General features: G+C 71.7%; 20 protein-coding genes. 10 read left to right on the plus strand and 10 right to left on the minus strand.

Annotation, left to right across the window (positions count from 1 at the left end):
- Positions 1-36: 36 nt before the first annotated feature.
- Complete coding sequence (locus ACY1JF_RS22680; RefSeq protein ID WP_462707037.1) at positions 37-876, minus strand: helix-turn-helix transcriptional regulator; 840 nt, start codon at positions 874-876, stop codon at positions 37-39.
- A 49-nt stretch (positions 877-925) separates the two neighbouring features.
- On the opposite strand from ACY1JF_RS22680, the gene ACY1JF_RS22685 reads away from it, so the two are divergent.
- Both ACY1JF_RS22685 and ACY1JF_RS22690 read left to right on the plus strand, forming a co-directional pair.
- Entirely contained in the window at positions 926-1,363 is a 438-nt protein-coding gene (locus tag ACY1JF_RS22685; protein ID WP_462707038.1) for a DUF2000 family protein, read from the plus strand.
- Between the two features lie 81 nt (positions 1,364-1,444).
- Entirely contained in the window at positions 1,445-2,029 is a 585-nt protein-coding gene (locus ACY1JF_RS22690; RefSeq protein WP_462707039.1) for a dihydrofolate reductase family protein, read from the plus strand.
- A gap of 495 nt (positions 2,030-2,524) precedes the next feature.
- On the opposite strand, the gene ACY1JF_RS22695 is transcribed toward ACY1JF_RS22690, so the two are convergent.
- Together ACY1JF_RS22695 and ACY1JF_RS22700 are read right to left on the minus strand one after the other, a co-directional pair.
- Positions 2,525-2,851: a hypothetical protein gene (locus tag ACY1JF_RS22695; protein ID WP_462707040.1), complete on the minus strand. Its 327-nt coding sequence runs from the start codon at positions 2,849-2,851 to the stop codon at positions 2,525-2,527.
- Positions 2,852-3,037: 186 nt separating this feature from the next.
- Entirely contained in the window at positions 3,038-4,297 is a 1,260-nt protein-coding gene (locus ACY1JF_RS22700; RefSeq protein WP_462707041.1) for an MDR family MFS transporter, read from the minus strand.
- Positions 4,298-4,463: 166 nt separating this feature from the next.
- On the opposite strand from ACY1JF_RS22700, the gene ACY1JF_RS22705 reads away from it, so the two are divergent.
- On the plus strand, positions 4,464-5,225 hold the full coding sequence (locus tag ACY1JF_RS22705; RefSeq protein WP_462707042.1) for a phosphoglyceromutase: 762 nt from the start codon (positions 4,464-4,466) through the stop codon (positions 5,223-5,225).
- Positions 5,226-6,186: 961 nt separating this feature from the next.
- On the opposite strand, the gene ACY1JF_RS22710 is transcribed toward ACY1JF_RS22705, so the two are convergent.
- The 3 genes from ACY1JF_RS22710 to ACY1JF_RS22720 all read right to left on the minus strand — a co-directional run bounded on the left by ACY1JF_RS22710 (position 6,187) and on the right by ACY1JF_RS22720 (position 10,314).
- Entirely contained in the window at positions 6,187-6,597 is a 411-nt protein-coding gene (locus ACY1JF_RS22710; protein ID WP_462707043.1) for an SRPBCC family protein, read from the minus strand.
- 1,477 nt (positions 6,598-8,074) lie between these two features.
- Positions 8,075-8,920 carry a hypothetical protein gene (locus ACY1JF_RS22715; protein WP_462707044.1) on the minus strand — a complete coding sequence of 282 codons (846 nt, stop codon included), beginning with the start codon at positions 8,918-8,920 and terminating at the stop codon, positions 8,075-8,077.
- Positions 8,921-9,654: 734 nt separating this feature from the next.
- The gene (locus ACY1JF_RS22720; RefSeq protein ID WP_462707045.1) at positions 9,655-10,314 is read right to left on the minus strand and encodes a DUF4232 domain-containing protein; all 660 of its coding nucleotides are present in this window, start codon (positions 10,312-10,314) and stop codon (positions 9,655-9,657) included.
- A gap of 386 nt (positions 10,315-10,700) precedes the next feature.
- Between ACY1JF_RS22720 and ACY1JF_RS22725 the strand changes: the two genes are divergently transcribed.
- Entirely contained in the window at positions 10,701-10,916 is a 216-nt protein-coding gene (locus ACY1JF_RS22725) for a hypothetical protein (protein ID WP_462707046.1), read from the plus strand.
- Between the two features lie 291 nt (positions 10,917-11,207).
- Here ACY1JF_RS22725 and ACY1JF_RS22730 read toward each other — a convergent pair whose 3' ends face one another.
- The 3 genes from ACY1JF_RS22730 to phoU form a co-directional block, all read right to left on the minus strand.
- The gene (locus tag ACY1JF_RS22730; RefSeq protein WP_462707047.1) at positions 11,208-11,456 is read right to left on the minus strand and encodes an SCO4226 family nickel-binding protein; all 249 of its coding nucleotides are present in this window, start codon (positions 11,454-11,456) and stop codon (positions 11,208-11,210) included.
- Between the two features lie 158 nt (positions 11,457-11,614).
- A complete protein-coding gene (locus ACY1JF_RS22735; RefSeq protein WP_462707048.1) occupies positions 11,615-11,770 on the minus strand; it encodes a hypothetical protein in 156 nt (51 codons plus the stop codon).
- Between the two features lie 186 nt (positions 11,771-11,956).
- Positions 11,957-12,646: a phosphate signaling complex protein PhoU gene (phoU, locus tag ACY1JF_RS22740; RefSeq protein ID WP_462707049.1), complete on the minus strand. Its 690-nt coding sequence runs from the start codon at positions 12,644-12,646 to the stop codon at positions 11,957-11,959.
- Positions 12,647-12,852: 206 nt separating this feature from the next.
- Between phoU and ACY1JF_RS22745 the strand changes: the two genes are divergently transcribed.
- Together ACY1JF_RS22745 and ACY1JF_RS22750 are read left to right on the plus strand one after the other, a co-directional pair.
- Positions 12,853-14,289 (plus strand): sensor histidine kinase, encoded by a 1,437-nt coding sequence (locus ACY1JF_RS22745; protein ID WP_462707050.1) that lies wholly within the window; start codon positions 12,853-12,855, stop codon positions 14,287-14,289.
- The gene (locus ACY1JF_RS22750) at positions 14,286-14,966 is read left to right on the plus strand and encodes a response regulator (RefSeq protein ID WP_462707051.1); all 681 of its coding nucleotides are present in this window, start codon (positions 14,286-14,288) and stop codon (positions 14,964-14,966) included. Before ACY1JF_RS22745 ends, ACY1JF_RS22750 begins: the two co-directional genes overlap by 4 nt.
- 99 nt (positions 14,967-15,065) lie before the next feature.
- Here ACY1JF_RS22750 and ACY1JF_RS22755 read toward each other — a convergent pair whose 3' ends face one another.
- On the minus strand, positions 15,066-15,770 hold the full coding sequence (locus ACY1JF_RS22755; RefSeq protein WP_462707052.1) for a copper chaperone PCu(A)C: 705 nt from the start codon (positions 15,768-15,770) through the stop codon (positions 15,066-15,068).
- 898 nt (positions 15,771-16,668) lie between these two features.
- On the opposite strand from ACY1JF_RS22755, the gene ACY1JF_RS22760 reads away from it, so the two are divergent.
- From ACY1JF_RS22760 to cysS, 4 genes are all read left to right on the plus strand, one after another.
- Entirely contained in the window at positions 16,669-17,151 is a 483-nt protein-coding gene (locus ACY1JF_RS22760) for a CarD family transcriptional regulator (RefSeq protein ID WP_003953493.1), read from the plus strand.
- A 324-nt stretch (positions 17,152-17,475) separates the two neighbouring features.
- The gene (gene ispD / locus ACY1JF_RS22765) at positions 17,476-18,252 is read left to right on the plus strand and encodes a 2-C-methyl-D-erythritol 4-phosphate cytidylyltransferase (RefSeq protein WP_462707053.1); all 777 of its coding nucleotides are present in this window, start codon (positions 17,476-17,478) and stop codon (positions 18,250-18,252) included.
- Complete coding sequence (gene ispF / locus ACY1JF_RS22770; protein WP_462707054.1) at positions 18,242-18,751, plus strand: 2-C-methyl-D-erythritol 2,4-cyclodiphosphate synthase; 510 nt, start codon at positions 18,242-18,244, stop codon at positions 18,749-18,751. Before ispD ends, ispF begins: the two co-directional genes overlap by 11 nt.
- A 394-nt stretch (positions 18,752-19,145) precedes the next feature.
- The gene (gene cysS / locus ACY1JF_RS22775; RefSeq protein ID WP_462707055.1) at positions 19,146-20,546 is read left to right on the plus strand and encodes a cysteine--tRNA ligase; all 1,401 of its coding nucleotides are present in this window, start codon (positions 19,146-19,148) and stop codon (positions 20,544-20,546) included.
- Positions 20,547-20,565: the final 19 nt, after the last annotated feature.

Genomic DNA, 20,565 nt, shown 5'->3' on the forward strand with positions numbered 1-20,565 from the left:
ATCGGAGCGGGACGGCCGCCGGGAACCACGTCGACGTCAGGTGGGCGTCGTGGCCGTATTCGCCCGGTAGCGGCCGGGGGTCACCCCCACCAGCTTCTTGAAGTGCCGGGTCAGGTGGGCCTGGTCGTAGAAGCCGGTGGCGGTGGCCACGTCGGCCGGTGCGTCGCCCGCGAGCAGCAGCCGCCGGGCCCGCTCCACCCGGCGGGACATCAGGTACTGGTGCGGCGCGATCCCGTACGCCCCGCTGAACGCCCGTACCAGATGGGCCGGGTGGGCCGGGAGCAGTGCCGTGGCCTGCGCCAGGCTCAGCCCCTCGACGAGCCGTTCGTCGAGCAGCTCGCGCAGCCGCCGCGCGAGCGCGGGGTCCCGGCGCGCGGGACGGACACCGGCCGGCCGCAGATGCGTGCGCAGCCGCTCCCCGATCAACGTCAGCCGGCTCTCCGCCTCCAGTTCCTCCCCGGGCCGCACCAGCGCGGCGTGCAACTGCCCCACCCTGCGCCGCAGCACCGGGTCCCGCACGTCCGGCCGGTCCACCGCGGGCCCGATCAGCTCCTCGTCCAGCCGGGAGCCGTCGAGGTACAGCACCCGCTTGCGGAAGCCGCCCGGTGTGGCGGGGGAGCCGTTGTGCGGGACGTGCGGCGGCAGCAGGGTCACCGTGTCGTGCGGGGTGCCGTGCTCGTGCCGGTCCAGGTCGTACCGTACGGCCCCGTCGTCCACGATCAGCAGCGTCCACGCCTCGTGCACGTGCATCGGGTAGGCGTACTCGGTGAACCGGGCGTGGAATACCTCCACGACGCCCGGGACGCGCGGACGCCAGGCGGAGACGGCGGTCCCGTCCCCGCGTGCGCTCCGGGGTGCGCTCCTGGGTGCGGCCATGCAAAAAACGTACAAGACCGGTCGGCGGACCGGCCGCCATGCTCGGATCATGGAAGGCACGACTGACACCGAACCCGTCCGCTTCGACACCAAGATCGCCGTACTGCTCCGCGCGGACCTGGAGACCTGGCAGCGCCTGAACGTGACCGCGTTCCTGGTCAGCGGCCTGGGCCCGCAGGTCCCCGAGGTGGTCGGCGAGCCGTACGAGGACGCGGACGGCGTCCCCTACCTGCCCATGTTCCGCCAGCCGGTGCTGGTCTTCGAGGGCACGAAGGAGACCCTGAAGACGGCCCACACCCGCGCCCTGGCCCGCGCCCTGCCCCGCTCCGTCTTCACCGCCGACCTCTTCACCACGGGCCACGACGCCGCCAACCGCGCGGCGGTCCGCGCCGTCCCGACGGCCGACCTGGACCTGGTGGGCCTCGCGGTGTACGGGCCGAGGAACGCGGTGGACAAGGTGCTGAAGGGGGCACGGATGCACCCGTGAGCTTCTTACGGGGCCGTGCGGAGGGCGTACGGAGGGGCTACGGAGAGGCTACGGTCGAAGCCCTCACGGAGGAGGCCCCCGATGCGCAGCGTGACCTACTCGATGACCGTCTCGCTCGACGGCTACATCGTCGGCCCGGACGGCGGCATCGACTGGACGGAACCCGGCGCGGACGTCTTCCGCTTCTGGATCGACGAGATCCGGGACGTCGGCGTCCACCTGCTGGGACGACGGCTGTACGAGGCGATGCTGTACTGGGAGACCGCCGACCAGGACCCGTCGCTCGACGAGCCGGCGCGCGAATGGACCGCGCTGTGGAAGCCGCTCCCCAAGGTGGTGTTCTCCCACTCCCTCACGGCGGTGGAGGGCAACGCCCGCCTGGCCTTTGGCAGTCCGGCGGAGGAGATCGAGCGGTGGCGGGCCGAGCCGGGGGAGGGCGACATCGCGATCGGCGGCGCGACCCTCGCCGCCGACGTGGCCGCGTCGGGCCTGATCGACGAGTACCGCGCCCTGGTCTGCCCGGTGCTGCTCGGCGGCGGCATCCCGTACTTCCCCCGGCACGAACGCCGGGTCGACCTCGAACTCGTCGAGACCCGCACCTTCGGCTCGGGGGTCGTCCACCTCCGCCATCGTGTGGTTCGTCAGGAGAACGAGCACAGTCAGTGATTCTCTCGACGGAGATCATTCCCACTGGCCGTGCCGAGGACCGGTCCTTGTCGTCGGTGTCTCGGACACCGCTCAGGAGACCGGTGGCAGCCCACCGTCCTCCGGCTCCCCGACGGGAACGTCCACGGCGCTGTACGGCCGGGAAGACGGCGGTGCAGTCGTGCCGTCCGCTGGGCGTGCGGCCTTCCGCGCGAGCGCGCTTACCAAGCGCTGGCAACGGCGTTCGTCAGACAGGACGAGGCGGACGCGGCGTGGCTGGCGGCGGACCGGGCGGTCCGAGCGGCCGAACTCGCCGGTGACCGTCTCGGTGTGTTCGTCGGTGTCTACCGCCTGGTCCATGCCTTCGTACGACTCCAGCGCCTGGACCAGGCGGAGCACGCGGCCGCCACAGCGATCAACACTCTCGCCGCGTACACCGAGGAGGAATCGGCCGGGCAAGAGGAGTTGTCCGTCGTCGGCTCACTGCACCTTGCGCTGGCAGTGGTCCACGCGCGCTCAGGTGATCGCCGCGCTGCCCGTGAGCAGATCGACAGAGCACGAGCGGTCGCCGCCCGCGTGGGGAACGAGCGCAACGACTTCAATCCGGAGTTCGGCCCGAAGAACGTCGAGGTTCAGGCGGTGTCGACCGCGGTCGACCTCGGGGACGCCGGAGAGGCACTCGACATGGCCCGCACCCTGGACGTCGGTGAACTGTCCGCGGAACGGCAGGCCAGGTTCTTCATGGATCCCGGCGGGGCCCACCTTCAGCGCCGGCGGTTCGGAGACGCGGTGGCCCACCTGCTGAAGGCCGAGACCATCGCCCCCGACCTGGTCCGCGGCCACATCACGGCTCGCGCCGCCGTCAGGGAGCTGATGCTGATGGCAGGGCGGTCGGCGCCGGCCGAGTTGCGTGGGCTGGCCGAGCGTTCGGACGCGATGGGACAGGGGGACGGGGAGTCTGATCTCGAAGGGAGCGGGTCGGTGCCCGTGCGGCGGGGCGCCTGGGCACACCGATCCGTCCCTCTGTGTTCAGGCCCGGCTGACCTCCTGCTCGGCGGGGGCCGGGGAGCCGTCGGCGACGGCGGACGCCTTCGCCGGCAGGCGCCGCATCAGCACCACGTACCCGAGCCCGGCCACCGTGCCGACCAGCGCGCACACGCCCCACAGCCACGCGGCGCCGAACCGGTCGATGACGAAGCCGCTCATCAGCGGCGCGACCAGCGCGGCGACGGACCAGGACATGCTGTACACGCCCTGGTACCGGCCGCGCCCGCGCGCCGGGGAGAGCTGGACGACCAGCCCCGTCTGGGTCGGCGCGTTGACGACCTCGGCCAGGGTCCACACGCACACCGTCAGGGCGAAGACGCCGACCGACCCGGCGAAGGCGGTGAGCCCGAACCCGTACCCGGCGAGCAGTGACGACACGATCAGCAACCGCCGGGGGTCGCGGTGCTCGATGAAGCGGGTCACCGGGATCTGGAGCACGACGATGAGCAGGCCGTTGACGGCGATGGCCAGGCCGTAGTCGGCCGCCGAGAACCCGGCGTCCCCCATCGCCACCGGCAGCCCCACCGACCCCTGCTGGAAGATCAGCGCGACCAGGAAGGACAGCCCGACGACACCCATGAACCGCCCGTCCCGCAGCACGGTGCCGAGCGAGACGGGTACCTCGTCGACCGCGGTCTCCTCGACCGCCGGCCGGGACTCGGGCACCTTCAGGAAGACGACGACCGCGCAGGCCAGCGTCATCCCCGCCTCGATCAGGAACCCGGCGAGATAGCTGACCTCCGCGATGAACCCGGCCGCCATGGACGAGACGGCGAACCCGAGGTTGATCGCCCAGTAGTTGAGCGAGAAGGCCCGCACCCGGTCCTCGGGCCGCACGATGTCCGCCATCATCGCCTGCACGGCCGGCCGCGAGGCGTTGGAGGCCGCGCCCACCAGGAAGGCGACGGCCGCGATGGCCACCGGGTTCCGCGTGAAACCGAGCAGTGCGACGGAGGCGGCCGTCGACGTCTGCGCCACCAGCAGCGTCGGCCGCCGCCCCAGCCGGTCGGCCATCACCCCGCCGGCCAGCGAGGAGACCACCCCGCCGAGCCCGTGCAGGGAGGCGACGAGACCGGCGTACGAGGCGGAGTAGCCGCGGTCCAGCGTCAGGTACAGCGCCATGAACGTGGCGACGAAGGCACCGAGCCGGTTGACGAGGGTGCTGGTCCACAGCCACCAGAACTCGCGGGGGAGCCCCGAGACGGACTCCCGGACGGCGCGTATCGGACCGGCGGCTGGCATGGACCCCCCGTAGAGACAGATGCGCGTACCGATGTAAGCGCCCAATCGGCAAGCACACCTTACTCAGCCGTCATCCCGGCGACCACTGGATTAACACCCGGCCCGAGCCGCCCGTCCACCGGGCACCGCGGGCGGTCACCGAGGGGCGTCGATTACGCTCGGACCCATGGCCGACGCACCGTACAAGCTGATCCTCCTCCGCCACGGCGAGAGCGAGTGGAACGAGAAGAACCTGTTCACCGGCTGGGTGGACGTCAACCTCACCCCGAAGGGCGAGAAGGAGGCGACGCGCGGCGGCGAGCTGCTGAAGGACGCCGGCCTGCTCCCCGACGTCGTGCACACCTCCCTCCAGAAGCGCGCCATCCGCACCGCGCAGCTCGCCCTGGAGTCCGCCGACCGCCTCTGGATCCCGGTCAGCCGCTCCTGGCGCCTGAACGAGCGCCACTACGGCGCCCTCCAGGGCAAGGACAAGGCCCAGACCCTCGCCGAGTTCGGCGAGGAGCAGTTCATGCTGTGGCGCCGCTCCTACGACACCCCGCCGCCGCCGCTCGCCGACGACGCCGAGTACTCCCAGTTCTCCGACCCGCGCTACGCGACCCTCCCGCCGGAGCTGCGTCCGCGGACGGAGTGCCTGAAGGACGTCGTCGCGCGGATGCTCCCGTACTGGTTCGACTCGATCGTCCCCGACCTCCTGACCGGCCGGGTCGTCCTGGTCGCCGCCCACGGCAACTCGCTCCGCGCCCTGGTCAAGCACCTCGACGGCATCTCCGACGCCGACATCGCGGGTCTGAACATCCCCACCGGCATTCCGCTCTCCTACGAACTGGACGCCGACTTCAAGCCGGTCAACCCCGGCGGCACCTACCTCGACCCCGACGCGGCGGCGGCGGCGATCGAGGCGGTCAAGAACCAGGGCAAGAAGAAGTAAGCCCGCACGAGCGAGCCCCCTGCCCGCGGTTCTCCCGCGGGCAGGGGGCTTGTCGCTGTCCCGGGGCCGTCCCGGGGCCGTCCGACGTCATCCCGGCCCCTCCACACGGCACAGCCCGCCCCGAGGGCCGGCACGCGAGGGAGACGGACATGACCTGCCGTAGCCCGTCGTCGCCTCACCCCGTCACCGCCCGGTACCCACGGGGCGAGTCGGACCGGGCAGCCAGGGACAGGCACCCCCTACGAAAACAGAGGACGGAAACCCGCCGAGTGTCATCAGATCGCTCAAGTGAGCGCCCTGATGACACTCGGGCAGATGCTGTAGTCCGTTTTCGTCTCACCTCCGTCACCGCGCGGCGCCCACGGGGCGAGCCGAGCCGGGCAGTCGGGGGAGACGGCCCGCAGGGAAGGGGTGACGAAAACCGAGCGAGTGCCATCGGCCCGCTCGGATGAGCGGAGCAATGACACTTCCCGCGCCAGTGCGCGGGCCTTCAGGGGCAGGGGTCCTGGTCGTGCCCCGCGTCGTGGTGTGGGCGAGCAAGTGCTGCGCGTGCCGGTACGAGGCCCTGTCGTTCCCCGGAGGAACGGCGGTCACGAGGCGCCCTGCGGCGGGTCGACCACCCGGCCCGGGGCAGCCACCGTCCCCGGCCCGCGCATTGCGGCGTCTTGATCGGCTGCGCCACCCGGCGGGACGACATCCCTCCGGTCCCGGTGGCCGGGGGGCCGGCCCGGAGCCGATGGCGTCCCGCCTGGTGGTGTAGGGGCTCAAGGCGCCGGAGTCCGCAGGCAGGGGACAGCGGATTCGCCGGATCGGTGTTCGACCCGCCGCAGAGCGACGCTTCGTGGGCTGCCGCCTCCGTGGAGATCGTCATAGGCCTCGTACCGAACGCGTAGCCATTGGGACCCTGCACCGCGTCGTGGGACACGGCCCCGGAGCCGGCGGTCACCGCCCGGCCGGGGCCTCAGGCGGATTCCAGCAGCTCCTTGAGGCGGGCCAGGTCGGCGGAGACCATGTCGGCGTCCCGCTCGAAGTCGGCGTCGCTCATCCCCGGCCGGCGACGGAGGGTGAACACCACTTCGCTTCCCGCGTCGTCGGCGATCACGCGGACCGGGTTGTGGACGGTCTCTCCGGAGGGCAGCGTGACGTCGTGGTCGAGCACACCGTGCTCGTTGCGCGGCGCGAAGGTGATCACGACCCGTCCCATGGGGGAGGATTCCGCGACCCAGTGCTCTCCGCTCTTCGTGATGGAACCTCCCAGGCCGTGGGCCCACGCGGGCAGGTTGGCCGGGTTTGACGCATAGGCGTAGACGTCGTCGACGGTGCGGTCGATACGGGTGCTGAGATGGCGTGATTCCTTGCCGGTGTCATTCATGGCAGTGACGGTAAGGGGCCGGGGCCATCGTCCTCTTGAACGAATCGGACGGGCATGACCCCTCGGCTGCGCGCCGGGGGCGCCGCATGCCGGAACGGCCGGCTGTCAGGTGGCGTCACGCTCCCCGTGGCAGGGAGCGTCGTCCTGTGACGACGGACGCCGTTCGCCGCCGCGGTGGGGCCGCTGGCGGTCTTCCCGAACCGGAGGGGTGCCCGGCAGTGATCACAGGACGGCGGGGTAACCACCCGGCACGGGGCGACGGTGGCGACGGGCGTCGTGGTGGGCGCCGTCATGACGCTGGTGAGCGACCGGTCGTGGGGAGCGGACTTCGCAGCCCGGTGTCTGCTCTGTTCGGTGCTGTACGGGCTGTCGGGGCCTGTACGGGCACGCTCCCGACGACGTGCCGGGGAACGAGATGCCCAGCACCTGCGGGACATCGAGGAGGCGCGGCGCGGCCGGCGCTGAGTCCGTGTCCCACGACGCGGTGCAGGGTCTCAACGGCTACGCGTTCGGTACGAGGCCCATGACGACCTCCGCGGAGGCGGCAGCCCACGAAGCGTCCCTCTGCGGCGGGTCGAACACCCGATCCGGCAGAGCCGCTGTCCCTGACCTGCGGATTCCGGCGCCTTGAGCCTCTACACCACCAGGCGGTACGCCATCGGCGCCGACGGCGGTGGCCGGCCGCCTCCCGCCGGTCCGGCTCCGATGACGCGCGGTCCGGGTCCGGGCGCAGGACGGCTCCTCCTCCCGGGACGGGGGAAGTCTGGCCCCGACCGCCGTCTTCCCCCGGTGGACTTCCAGGGACGGACGGGGTGCGTCGGCGCGGGACCGCGCCCGTACCGGCCAGGACGGCGGCGGGGCTTGCCGGCGGACGGACGAGCACGGTGATCGACATGGGGATGTGCCCCACCGTCGCGCCGCCGGCGTGGACGCGGACGCGGCGAAGCGGCCGGTGCTCCCGGACGGTGCTCGTCGGCTCGGCACCGGAGGCGCTCCGGTTCTCGCACGGGGTGGGGAACGGTTCGCCCGAGGTGAGGGGGGAACCAGCCGTGGCAGTACACGGCTGCCACCGAAGAACCGGAGAGCGGAACGAGGACCGCGCGGAGGCGGGACATGCCCAGGGGCGGGCTGTTCAGCACCAGGACAACGGCCGCTGCGCTCGCCGCCGCGGTGGCCGGACTGATGAGCGGCAGCGTGCTCAGCAAAGGCGTCAGCGTTCCCTCCCCGGCCCGATGACGCGGTTCCGGACCCGTGGAACGACCCGCGAACCGGGCACGCGACCGATCCGGCTCCGCCACACGGCGGCCGACGATCCGATCACGGCACCCTTCCGGGAGAAGAAGCAGCCCCGAACAACGAGCCCCCGGCTGCGGTACTCCGCGGCCAGGGGGCCCTGTTCCTCGCTCATGTACCCACGTCGTACTCACGTACTCACATATTCGCGTGTTTACGTACTCACGTGCGAAGGCGTCGGAATTCAGGAGAGCTGTGCTCGCACCTCGACCTCCGTTGTGACGGTCGAGTCGCTGTCACTTCCCTTCGCGGTGATCTCCACCGTGTTCCTCTTCCCCCGCAGGCATTGGCTCCCCTTCTCGACGGTGATCTGCACCGGACCGATCTCGCCCTTGCTGTCGGCCCGGAAAGTGCGCTGTCCGTCGGGGGAACCGCCGGGGCAGGAATCCGTTCCGGAACGCATGGTGATGCGGACGTCCTCGCCGGGCAGGAAACGCTGCCCGGAAAGAATGAACGTATCTCCAGGGCGGACCGCGGCGGGTTCGGGGGAGAGGGTCGGAGGCAGGCTGTCCCTCGAACTGCGGGAGGACGCGGAATCCCGGTCCGGCCCCGTGTCTCCGAGGCTGTCCGCGGTGGTGGAGGCGGTGACGGACGATTCCGGAGGGGTGGTCGTGCCGTCCGTGTCCGTCGCCAGGTTCACCCCGTTCGTCACCGCTCCGACGAGGAGGGTCGCCGCGACGCCGGCCAGGGCCAGCTTCTCGGTGGTCTTCCAGTCCTCCTTCGCGCCCTCCTTCAGCAGCACGCGGGAGGTGAGGCGCCGTTCGACGTAGAGGAGGAGCAGCGAGCTGAAGAGCGCGGCCGCGATCCAGTTCCAGGTGAGCTGGCGGGTGCCCAGGAGGGCGACCACCGCCGTCAGGGCGGCGCCCGGCAGCAGGCACCGCAGGGCGATGTGGACCGGATGGGTCAGCAGCCTGTCCACGAACGTCGGCTGGGGTTCGAGGATGCTCTTGATCTCACGGACGAAACCCGGGGCGAAGTAGTCGGCGTCCCCTTGGGCCACGAGCTTGATCGAGCTTCGCTTCACACTCATCTGGAACCAATTCCGACCGGAAGTCGCCTCGATCGAAAAAGCTCGGACAATAGTGGGCGATCCAGCCCTTTGTGCCACGATGTCGAGGGACGGGTTCTTATGCTCGTAGCGTCCGCTCGTTATGCAGTATTCGATGTGATCGAGAGGGTGGAATTCACGCTCCACCGCGGCCGTGATGTTGTCGAGCTGGGTCTTGCTGATGGTACGCCCGGCGAGCTTGCGCCTGAACCTGCACGCCATTGGACTCTGTGCCTCTCTTTGTGTCAGCCCCGCGTGGCCTGAGGGTGCAAAAATGCAGCCGCTTGGTAAGCGACTGCTCATTCGCAATGGCTCAGAATGGGCGCTAACACGGCTTACTCTGAGTCCACTTCCACCTTACTGCATCCGATAACGCCTCGTACCTGCCGCCCGGGGTGCCTCGTGAGCCTCAAAGGTGAAGGGACGTCACTTTCCGCTGGATCGATATGGCGAAACGTTTCTTCGGGTGAATGATCGAGCACATTCCAACGCGTCCTCACATTCTCGCGCGCGCACGCGGAACCTGACGCACCAAGAGGCGTATTTCCGTCTGCTCCGACAGGAACAAACGACGGATGTCTTCTACGCAGAACGCCGTCGCGCCCGTCGATCATGTGCGTACACGACGGACGCGACCGGATCGAGCCGAGGCCGCTCGATCCGGTCGCGTCAGTCCAGGCCGGCGGGGGCCTGGAAAGAAGCCCGAGGCATACGCCTCAGCTCGCCCCGCCCTGGCCCGCGCTGCCCATCGGGCCGACCTTGACGGTGGCGCCGGAACCGTCGGTGACGGGCAGGGAGGCGGCACCCGGCCAGTCGAGGGTGACCGACTTGGTCTCGTTGGGCGGGGTCACCACGAGGCCGGTGACGCGGACGCCGGAGCCGCCCGAGTCGTTGACCGGGTAGGTGATACCGAAGGACACCGACTCCCCGTCCGCGAGGGTCACGGAGCCGGAGTCCTGGCCGGCGCGCTCGGCGGACAGGTCCCCCGCGTCGGTCCTGAGGTCGACGCCCGCGTAGCCGGACAGGGTGCAGTCCTGGCCGCCGCCGTTCGTGAAGGTGACCGCGACCGTTCCCTCGGTGTCACCGCCGACGGTGGCGTCCGACGCGGTGACTTCCAGGGCGTCGGTGGCGCAGCTCCCGGCCGCGGCGTTCGCGTTCGAGCCGGTCCCGGCGGCGGTGCCCTGGCCGGTGGCGGACTTCCCGGCGGAGTCCTGCCCGCTCCCCTCGGCGGAACCGCTGCCGGCGGAGGACGCGGAGGACGCGGAGGACACGGACGTCCCGCTGCCCTGTGCCGCGCTGTCGTCGCCGTTGCAGGCGGTGAGCGAGAAGCCGGCGGCAAGGGCCAGGGCGGTGAAGGTGAGCTTGCGAACGCGCATCGTTTCTTCCTCGGTCTCGGTGGGACGCGGTGGCGCTGCTCGGTCCGAGTCGGAGTCGGAGCCGGTACGAGCGGGCGTTTCTGACAACGAGGAGCCGCCGGACCCGTAGCGCCGTTCCGCCCGACCGCCCGTCAGGACACCCCTGTTACAGAGTCCCCGGGCGACCCTGGCCGGTCCTGGGCGACGGGGTCCGGACCCGGTCGCCCCGCTGGGACGGAGCTGTGACCCGGTGGAACTCGACCACGGACGTACCGGCACCCGGACGGTGAAACCGCCCGGACAGCACGCCGTCAAGGCCAGGTCATCGCGCTGATCGACCGCGATCGAGTCGTTCCCGTGCCCCGCCGGGGCCCCGCGGGCCGCGGGGGCGGGTCATACTGAGGTCAATGACAAAGCCACCGAAGCGCCATCTGCCCACCAGTCCCTTCAAGGCACCGGTCGCACCGCCGCTCAAGGAGTTCGCCGTCGGCGACCAGGTCACACACGACATGTACGGCCTCGGCCGGGTCATCGGCATCGAGGACGGGATCGCGGCGCTCGTGGACTTCGGTTCCGCCCGGCAGCGCATCCTGAGCCCCTACGCCAAGATGAGCAAGCTCTAGACCGCGGCGACCGACCGCTACACGAACGGGAGATCTCTCATCGACTCGACCTCGCTGTTCTCCGCTCCCGAGGGAGCGAACAGCCACGCCACCGCGGCCTCGCCGCCGCCGGTGACCAACCCTTTCCTGACCCCGGACCTCGGCCCGGAGGAGGACTGGACCTTCCCGGTGGACGAGGAGCCGGCGCCGGCGCCTTCCCGGACCCGGCCCCGCACCCGGACCTGACCCCGTCGCCGACGCCGCGTCCGCCCGTCCGCGTCCCGCACGGCGCTGCTCACCTGCCCGCACCCGTCACACCGTGAGCGGCACCTCGTGGATCTCGTCGGCGCGGTGGCCCGCCTTGGTGTGGACGCGCTGGACCGCGTCCGCGGACGGTGCCTCGGAGAGGCAGTAGACCGTGCCGGAGTCCGGGTCAGCCCAGGCCCGGGCGAAGTGCACGCCCTCGTCCTCCTCGACGGCCAGATCCGCCTGGTGTGCCTGGTGGAGCTGGTCGGCGGTGATGCCGTGCATCCCGTGATGGACGTCCATGAACCGAGCCATGGCCTCGCACCTCCCGCGTTCGTGTGCGGTCGTCCCTCTTCCGTTCACCCCTCTTCCATGGTGCGTCCGCACGGAGGCCGGGGCGACCCCCACGCCGTACGGCGAAGGGCCCCGGTGTCCACCGGGGCCCTCCGCTTCACATCCGTACCGTCGGCCCGTCAGCCGCACTGGCAGGGGCTGCCCGACTGGCAGCCGCAGCCGCAGCCCGAGCCGCAGCCGCAGGAGGCGATCAGGGGCAGGCTCCTGATGTCGGTGGGCTGCTCGGTCGGGCGTTCCCGCGCGGGGTCGGGCGTCGTGCTGGGGGATTCGGCCATGGTCCCTCCTGAGAGTGGTGCCTGTGCCCATTGGAAGCCCGGGGCGGCGGTCGCATCAACGGCGCACGGAGGCGCCGACGCACGCCCCGGCGCGGCCCCCGCACGCCCTGACGGGAGCGCGCACCGCCCACCCGCACGCCCCGCCGTGGCGACAACGCGACCGGAACGGCGACGCCCGCCGCGGGATCAGGCCCCCTCCACCCCCGTCACCGGCTGGATGTCCGCCTGGATCTCGTCCGCGTGCTCACCGGTGACCAGGTACACCACCCGCTTGGCCACGGCCACCGCGTGGTCCGCGTACCGCTCGTAGTAGCGGCCCAGCAGCGTCACGTCGACGGCCGTCTCGATGCCGTGCCTCCACTTCTCCTCCATCAGGTGCTGGAAGAGCGTGCGGTGCAGGAGGTCCATCTCGTCGTCGTCCTGCTCCAACTGGAGCGCCAGGTCGACGTCCTTGGTGATGATGACCTCGGCCGCCTTCGCCATCAGGCGCTGCGCGAGCTGGCCCATCTCCAGGATGGTGGCGTGCAGGTCCTGGGGGACCGCGCGCTCCGGGTAACGCAGCCGGGCCAGCTTCGCGACGTGCTGCGCCAGGTCGCCCGAGCGCTCCAGGTCCGCCGACATCCGCAGCGACGTCACGACGATCCGCAGGTCCGTCGCCACCGGCTGCTGCCGGGCCAGCAGGGCTATCGCCTTGGCCTCCAGGTCGTGCTGGAGCTCGTCGATCTTCTGGTCGGCCTCGATCACGCTCTCGGCCAGCTTCAGATCGGCGTCGAGGATGGCGGTCGTGGCGCGCCCGATCGCCGACCCGACCAGCCGGGCCATCTCCACCAGTCCGTCGCCGATCGAATCCAGTTCCTCGTGGTACGCGTCCCGCATCTTCGGTTCCCTCTCGTACGTCCTGTCAGGAGGCTCCTGTCAGGGGGGTTCTGACTCCCACGCTGCCACGTTCCGGCTCGTACGCGTCCGTTTCCGGCATCTCAAATGAATCAGTGCTGGCTCCAAGGTGAACTCTGGGCGACGAGTGTTCGAGGTCGCACCCCGATGGCTTCGGCGGGGCCGCACCCCATGCCTAACCTGGACGCATGGACGTGAACGCGGCGGTCGCCGCAATGGCAGCGATCGCCGGAGCACTCACCGGCGTCATCGCCACGCTCGCGTTCCGCTGGAGCGAGCGCGACCAGAAGCGCCCCACCCGCACCTCGCTGCACACGGACCCGGTGCTTCCGCCGGGTGTGGACACCGTCCTGTCGGTCCTGAGGTCCTCCGCCGTCGTGCTCGACGAGGAGGACGCCGTGGTCAAGGCCAGCTCGGCGGCGTACGCGCTCGGCCTGGTCCGCGGCGGAAAGCTCGCCGTCGACCCGATGCTCCAGATGGCGCGCGACACCCGGCGGGACGGCGAGATACGGCAGGTCGAGCTGGACCTGGCCCGGCGCGGCACCGGACGGGGCGAGGCCCTGGCGGTCTCCGCGCGCGTCGCGCCCCTCGGCTCCCGCCTGGTGCTGCTCCTCGTCGAGGACCTCACCGAGGCCCGGCGCATCGAGGCGGTGCGGCGTGACTTCGTCGCCAACGTGAGCCACGAGCTGAAGACGCCGGTCGGCGCGCTCTCGCTGCTGTCCGAGGCCGTCATGGACGCCCACGACGACCCCGAGGCCGTGACCCGCTTCGCCGGGCGCATGCAGATCGAGGCCACCCGGCTCACCAACCTCGTGCAGGAACTGATCGACCTCTCCCGGGTCCAGAACGACGACCCGCTGGAGGACGCCGAGCCGGTCCGCGTCGACGAACTGGTCGCCGAGGCCATCGACCGCTGCCGGCACGCCGCTGGCACCAAGCAGATCACCATGGCCGCCGGCGGCACCGCGGACCTGCGGGTGCACGGCAACCGCGGTCAACTCGCCGCCGCCCTCGGCAACCTCGTCGAGAACGCCGTCAACTACTCGCCCGCCCGCACCCGCGTCGGCATCGCCGCCCGCCGCGTCCCCGCCTCCGGCGGTGACATGATCGAGGTGGCCGTGACCGACCAGGGCATCGGCATCTCCGACAAGGACAAGGAGCGCATCTTCGAGCGCTTCTACCGCGTCGACCCGGCCCGGTCCCGCGCCACCGGCGGCACCGGCCTGGGGCTCGCGATCGTCAAGCACGTGGCCGCCTCGCACGGCGGGGAGGTCACGGTGTGGAGCGCCGAGAACCAGGGCTCCACCTTCACCCTGCGGCTGCCGGAGGCGGGCTCGGCCCGCGTCCGCGCGCGGCAGCGTCCCGACCGCTTCGGACTCGCCGACGACGCCGAGGACGCCGAGGACATGGCGGACGCGGCTGACCTGGCGGACGCGGAGGGTGCGGAGGCCGCGGAAGACACGCAGGAGAGGCAGGGCCCGGCGGACGGCCGGTCCACCACTTCCTCCGTCGCGTCCCCCGCCGCACCCGCCGCACCCGCCGGACCAGTCACATCCGCCGCACCCGTCACACCCCCTGCTCCATCCCCGTACCGAACGCTTCCCGCCCCGGAGGTCCTTCCGTGACCCGTGTGCTCGTCGTCGAGGACGAGGAGTCCTTCTCCGACGCCCTGTCGTACATGCTCCGCAAGGAGGGCTTCGAGGTCGCCGTCGCGACCACGGGGCCCGACGGACTCGACGAGTTCGAGCGCAACGGCGCCGACCTCGTCCTCCTCGACCTGATGCTGCCCGGCCTGCCGGGCACCGAGGTGTGCCGCCAGCTGCGGTCCCGCTCCAACGTCCCCGTGATCATGGTGACCGCCAAGGACAGCGAGATCGACAAGGTCGTCGGCCTCGAGATAGGGGCCGACGACTACGTCACCAAGCCCTTCTCCACCCGCGAGCTGGTCGCCCGCATCCGCGCCGTACTGCGCCGCCGCGGCGAGCCGGAGGAGGTCACCCCGGCCGCGCTGGAGGCCGGGCCCGTCCGGATGGACGTCGACCGGCACGTGGTGACCGTGTCCGGTGCCAAGGTCGACCTGCCGCTGAAGGAGTTCGACCTGCTGGAGATGCTGCTGCGCAACGCCGGCCGGGTGCTGACCCGGATGCAGCTCATCGACCGGGTCTGGGGCGCCGACTACGTCGGTGACACCAAGACCCTCGACGTCCACGTCAAGCGTCTGCGCGCCAAGATCGAGCCGGACCCGGGCGCGCCGCGGTACCTGGTGACGGTCCGCGGGCTCGGCTACAAGTTCGAGCCGTAGGCCGCGACGGACCACGCGCCACGCCGAAGGGCGGGACACCCGGCACCGGGTGTCCCGCCCTTCGGCGTGGCGCGGTACGGCTGTGCCGCCGTACGGGGCTCAGTGGCCGGAGGTCTCCGCGTCGGAGCCGTCGGCGGACGCCGAGTCCGTCGGGGAGCCCGACGCGGAGGCCTCGGCTCCGGCACCGCCCGACGTGTCACCGGACCCGTCGCCGTCCTGGCGCTCGGAGGTCTCCTGGTCGGGGGAGGCGCTCGACGTCGCCGGGTTCTCGGTGGCGTCCGGCGAGGTCGGGACCTCGCTCGGGCCCCACGCGGTGAAGTAGCTCTCGGCCGGGACGACGAGCGCCTTCAGGCTCACGTCGCCGGTCTTGCTGAGGGTGAAGGTGATCTTCTGCGCGTCGCCGTCCTGGACGGCCTCGCCGCTGTCGGACAGCACGGCGGCGGCGTTGTTCTCGCCGCCGATGACCAGGGAGCCCCCGGCCGGGACGGTCATCTTGCCGCCCTCGGCCGGCTTCAGCTCGGCGGTCTTGCCGGTGCCGTCGACGCGGATCGACTCCAGCGTCTGGTCGGTGGAGCCGCCGTTGAAGAGGGTGGCGGAGACGGCGGCCGGGCCGGTCGCCTCCGGGTCGGGCTGGGTGATGACGATGGCGTTCTGGACCTTGATGTCGCCGACGGTCGTCGCCGCGTTGTCCGGCTTGATCTGCATGGTCTGGGCGCTGTTGCCGGCGCCGCACGCGGCGAGCGAGGCGATCGAGAACGCGATGGCGGCGGCGGCGGGGGCGCCGCGTCGAAGGCTGCTGCTCACGGCGGCGGCAACTCCTTGACTCGTCGAGGCGGCGGCAACGGATAAAGCCGCCCTAAGTGATGGTCAGCGGCTTCAGGTTACCGACCGGGGTGCCCGCCGCCGCACCCGACCCTCCCCCCGGGCTCCGGCTTCGCCCGGACGCCGTCCCGTGCGCCGTCCCGCGTGACCCTCTCCGCGCGGCGGGAGCGGCTCCCGGGGCAACGTGTCCCCGGACGGCGGGAGCGACACCCGGGGTAGGGGGCCGACCGCACCGGCTCGCGCGGCACAGGAGGCATACGAGCAACACGGGCCGCACCGGCCGCATGGGTCACTCAGGTCACCCAGATCACTCAGGCCCCTGTTGTCACTCATGCCACCCACGTCACTCTCACCGAGGTCACTCATGTCACCCGAGTCACATCGGCCGCACGAGTCACAGGGATGACGTTGAGCCAGGCGTGCGCCGGCTTTCGGATAACACCCCCTCCGGCATACCGCCGGTCGAACGGGCCGCGCATTTTCCGTGCGGGAATGCGCGGGTGGCGGCGGAATTTTGATCACCGGCCGGGCGGCGCGAACGCGTTGCCGGAACGTGCCGCGAGAACGTGTCGTGATCAATTCCGGATTCGTCCGGAAGCCCGCCCGGGGCGCCGAACGGAGTAGCGGAAGTCGCACGCACGGAACCAGACATATGGGGACGTTCGGCCGTCCGGTGGGGGGCCCGGACATGTGTGACGGCGGTGTTTCGGCCGCCCCGGAGAGCCGCTCCGACCTGCGGATACCTTCGTCCGGTCGGCCCGCGCAGCACGTCCCGGTTGCTGTTGTCAAGCCCCGAGATATGCCCTGACCTGCGAAAACGCCATTCAGAACCCGCCGTTTCCGTGTTACCCTGGATAGCCACGGAAGGGGTACCTGTCACATGACGTTCAAGGTTGGCGACACCGTGGTCTATCCCCATCACGGGGCCGCGCTGATCGAGGCTATCGAAACTCGCCAGATCAAAGGCGTGGACAAGACCTACTTGGTGCTGAAGGTCGCCCAGGGCGACCTGACGGTGCGTGTGCCAGCGGACAATGCGGAGTTCGTCGGCGTGCGTGATGTGGTCGGTCAGGACGGGCTGGACCGGGTCTTCGAGGTGCTGCGCGCGCCGTACGCCGAGGAGCCCACGAACTGGTCGCGTCGTTACAAGGCAAACCTGGAGAAGCTCGCCTCCGGCGATGTCATCAAGGTCGCGGAGGTGGTACGCGACCTGTGGCGCCGGGAGCGTGAGCGCGGACTCTCCGCCGGTGAGAAGCGCATGCTCGCCAAGGCCCGCCAGATCCTGGTGAGCGAGCTGGCCCTCGCGGAGAACACCAACGAGGACAAGGCCGAAGCCCTGCTCGACGAGGTGCTCGCCTCCTGAGGCACCCCTCCTGAGCCACGGCTCCTGAAGCACGGCGGAACCGCTCGGTTCCGCACATGAAATGCCGCGGTGCCCGATGACGTCTTTGCCGTCGCGGGCGCTGCGGCATGTCCGTACCCAGGTGTTTCCCGCGCGGTGTGCTTCCCGCACGGTGCTTTCCGTACGCTCCCCCCGGGGAATCCCTGAGACCTCCCCCGAGTCCTGGTGTGCCGGGCCCGGGCGGCTGCCCCGACCAGCGTCACGGAAGGGTCGGTCAAGGCGTCGCCCCCGGCACTCCCAGGGCCATACCCACGCCAGGCCAGCACACAAACCTGACAGGAACCGATGTCTGACGAATCGCGTCCCTCGCCCGCGGATCCCCCTGTGACCAGCCCCGCGGGGGCCCGTACCGCCGTTGTGATCCCCGCCGCCGGACGGGGCGTGCGCCTCGGTCCCGGCGCTCCCAAGGCCCTGCGCACGCTGGGCGGCACGCCGATGCTCATCCACGCGGTCCGCGCGATGGCCGCCTCCCGCGCGGTCTCCCTGGTCGTGGTCGTGGCCCCGCCCGACGGGGCGGTCGAGGTCAAGACCCTGCTCGCGGCCCACGCCCTGCCCGAGCGCACCGACTTCGTGGTCGTCCCGGGCGGCGGGTCCCGCCAGGAGTCCGTACGGCTCGGACTGGACGCGCTGCCGCCCGAGTACGACGTCGTCCTCGTCCACGACGCGGCCCGGCCGCTGGTGCCCGTCGACACGGTGGACTCCGTCATCGAGGCGGTGCGCGCGGGCGCCCCGGCGGTGGTGCCGGCGCTGCCGCTCGCCGACACGGTCAAGGAGGTCACGCCGGCCGAGGCGCCGGGCGGGCCGGAGCCGGTGGTGGCGACGCCCGAGCGGGCGCGGCTGCGGGCGGTGCAGACGCCGCAGGGCTTCGACCGGCGGGTGCTGGTGCGGGCCCACGCGGAGGTGACGGGGGACGTGACCGACGACGCCGGCCTGGTGGAGCGGCTCGGGCTGACGGTGGTGGTGGTGCCGGGCCACGAGGAGGCGTTCAAGGTGACGCGCCCGCTGGATCTGGTGCTGGCGGAGGCGGTCGTGGCGCGCAGGAGGCTGAACGATGGCTTCTGAGGAGCGCGAGCCGGCGCGGCCGGCGCTGCCCCAGGTGGGGATCGGCACCGACATCCACGCCTTCGAGGAAGGGCGCGAGCTGTGGTGCGCCGGGCTGAAGTGGGAGGGCGAGGGGCCCGGTCTGGCCGGGCACTCCGACGCGGACGTGGTCGCGCACGCGGCGTGCAACGCGCTCTTCTCGGCGGCCGGGCTCGGTGACCTCGGGCAGCACTTCGGGACCGGACGGCCCGAGTGGTCCGGCGCGTCGGGGGTGACGCTGCTGACGGAGGCCGCGCGGATCGTGCGCGCGGCGGGGTTCCGGATCGGGAACGTCGCCGTCCAGGTCGTCGGGGCCCGGCCGAAGGTCGGCAAGCGCCGCGACGAGGCCCAGAAGGTGCTGTCGGAGGCGGTGGGGGCGCCGGTGTCGGTGTCCGGCGCGACGACGGACGGGCTGGGGTTCCCCGGGCGGGGCGAGGGCCTGATGGCGGTCGCGACGGCGCTGGTCGTGCGGGCGGACTGAGCGGCGGACGAGGGGCCGGCGCACGGGGTGCCGGCCCCGTGCGCCGGTCCGGCCGAAGGGGGAGGAGCAGGCCCCGCGCGCCGGTCCGGCCGGGGGAGGCGCGGGCCTCGTGCGCCGGTCCGGCCGGGGGAGGCGCGGGTCTCGTGCGCCGATCCGGCCGCGGAAAGCGCGGGTCCCGTACGCCGGTCCGGCCGCGGGAGGAGCGGGTCCCGCGCCCGGCGGCCCCGGGAGGAGCAGGCCCCGTACGCCGGTCCGGCCGAAGGGGGAGGAGCGGGTCCCGCGCCCGGCGGCCCAGGGGGGAGCGGGCCCCGCGCCCGGCGGCCCCGGGAGGAGAAGCCGCTCCCTCGCGGCCAAGGGCGTATGGCACTGCCCCGCGCCCACTACCCTGGGACGCGTGACTATTCGGCTGTACGACACCAGCGCCCGGCAGATCCGTGACTTCGCCCCCCGCACGCCGGGACACGTCTCGATCTACCTGTGTGGCGCCACCGTGCAGGCCGCCCCGCACATCGGACACATCCGGTCGGGGCTGAACTTCGACATCATGCGCCGCTGGTTCGCCCACCGCGGCTACGACGTCACGTTCGTCCGCAACGTCACCGACATCGACGACAAGATCATCAAGAAGGCGGCCGCGCAGGGCCGCCCCTGGTGGGCCATCGGCTACGAGAACGAGCGGGCGTTCAACGACGCCTACGCCGCCCTCGGCTGCCTGCCGCCCACCTACGAGCCCCGCGCCACCGGCCACATCACCGAGATGGTCGAGATGATGCGCGGCCTCATCGAGCGCGGCCACGCCTACGAGGCCGAGGGCAGCGTCTACTTCGACGTACGGTCGCTCCCCGGCTACCTGGCGCTGTCCAACCAGGACCTCGACGACCTGCGCCAGCCCTCCGGCGAGGGCGAGTTGGGCAAGCGCGACCCCCGGGACTTCGCCCTGTGGAAGGCGGCCAGGCCCGGGGAGCCGAGCTGGGAGACGCCGTGGGGCCGGGGCCGGCCCGGCTGGCACCTGGAGTGCTCGGCCATGGCGCACAAGTACCTGGGCGGCGAGTTCGACGTCCACGGCGGCGGGATCGACCTGATCTTCCCGCACCACGAGAACGAGATCGCCCAGGCCAAGGGGTTCGGCGACGCCTTCGCCCGGTACTGGGTGCACAACGCCTGGGTCACCATGAGCGGCGAGAAGATGTCCAAGTCGCTCGGCAACAGCGTGCTCGTCAGCGAGATGGTCAAGCGGTGGCGGCCCATCGTCCTGCGGTACTACCTCGGCACCCCGCACTACCGCTCCACCATCGAGTACGGCGAGGAGTCGCTGCGCGAGGCGGAGGCCGCGTTCGGCCGGATCGAGGGGTTCGTGCAGCGGGCCGGGGAACTGGCCGGCACCGTCGTCGAGCCCGCCGCCGAGGTGCCGCCCGCCTTCGCCGAGGCGATGGACGACGACCTCGGCGTCCCGCAGGCGCTCGCCGTCGTGCACACCACCGTCCGGCAGGGCAACAGCGCGCTGGCCGCCGACGACAAGGACGCCGCCGTCGCGCGCCTCGCCGAGGTGCGGGCCATGCTCGGGGTGCTGGGCCTGGACCCGCTGGACGCCCACTGGGCCGGCGGGGCCGAGGACGGCGAGGACCTGAACGGCGTCGTCGACAGCCTCGTACGCCTCGTGCTCGACCAGCGGGAGGCGGCGCGCGCCCGCAAGGACTGGGCCACCGCGGACGCGATCCGGGACCGGCTCGGCCAGGCCGGACTGGTCATCGAGGACGGCCCGCAGGGGCCGCGCTGGAGCGTCGGCCCCCGCTGACCCCTCCGGTCCCCGTCCG

The sequence above is a fragment of the Streptomyces sp. SYSU D01066-1 genome (assembly GCF_054956795.1).

What these genes read in the sequence shown, in the direction of transcription:
- ACY1JF_RS22680 (WP_462707037.1), bottom strand. Translation starts at nt 876, where the DNA reads ATGGCCGCACCCAGGAGCGCACCCCGGAGCGCACGCGGGGACGGGACC.
- ACY1JF_RS22685 (WP_462707038.1), top strand. Translation starts at nt 926, where the DNA reads ATGGAAGGCACGACTGACACCGAACCCGTCCGCTTCGACACCAAGATC.
- ACY1JF_RS22690 (WP_462707039.1), top strand. Translation starts at nt 1,445, where the DNA reads ATGCGCAGCGTGACCTACTCGATGACCGTCTCGCTCGACGGCTACATC.
- ACY1JF_RS22700 (WP_462707041.1), bottom strand. Translation starts at nt 4,297, where the DNA reads ATGCCAGCCGCCGGTCCGATACGCGCCGTCCGGGAGTCCGTCTCGGGG.
- ACY1JF_RS22705 (WP_462707042.1), top strand. Translation starts at nt 4,464, where the DNA reads ATGGCCGACGCACCGTACAAGCTGATCCTCCTCCGCCACGGCGAGAGC.
- ACY1JF_RS22710 (WP_462707043.1), bottom strand. Translation starts at nt 6,597, where the DNA reads ATGAATGACACCGGCAAGGAATCACGCCATCTCAGCACCCGTATCGAC.
- ACY1JF_RS22715 (WP_462707044.1), bottom strand. Translation starts at nt 8,920, where the DNA reads ATGAGTGTGAAGCGAAGCTCGATCAAGCTCGTGGCCCAAGGGGACGCC.
- ACY1JF_RS22720 (WP_462707045.1), bottom strand. Translation starts at nt 10,314, where the DNA reads ATGCGCGTTCGCAAGCTCACCTTCACCGCCCTGGCCCTTGCCGCCGGC.
- ACY1JF_RS22725 (WP_462707046.1), top strand. Translation starts at nt 10,701, where the DNA reads ATGACAAAGCCACCGAAGCGCCATCTGCCCACCAGTCCCTTCAAGGCA.
- ACY1JF_RS22730 (WP_462707047.1), bottom strand. Translation starts at nt 11,456, where the DNA reads ATGGCTCGGTTCATGGACGTCCATCACGGGATGCACGGCATCACCGCC.
- ACY1JF_RS22735 (WP_462707048.1), bottom strand. Translation starts at nt 11,770, where the DNA reads ATGGCCGAATCCCCCAGCACGACGCCCGACCCCGCGCGGGAACGCCCG.
- phoU (WP_462707049.1), bottom strand. Translation starts at nt 12,646, where the DNA reads ATGCGGGACGCGTACCACGAGGAACTGGATTCGATCGGCGACGGACTG.
- ACY1JF_RS22745 (WP_462707050.1), top strand. Translation starts at nt 12,853, where the DNA reads ATGGACGTGAACGCGGCGGTCGCCGCAATGGCAGCGATCGCCGGAGCA.
- ACY1JF_RS22760 (WP_003953493.1), top strand. Translation starts at nt 16,669, where the DNA reads ATGACGTTCAAGGTTGGCGACACCGTGGTCTATCCCCATCACGGGGCC.
- ispD (WP_462707053.1), top strand. Translation starts at nt 17,476, where the DNA reads ATGTCTGACGAATCGCGTCCCTCGCCCGCGGATCCCCCTGTGACCAGC.
- ispF (WP_462707054.1), top strand. Translation starts at nt 18,242, where the DNA reads ATGGCTTCTGAGGAGCGCGAGCCGGCGCGGCCGGCGCTGCCCCAGGTG.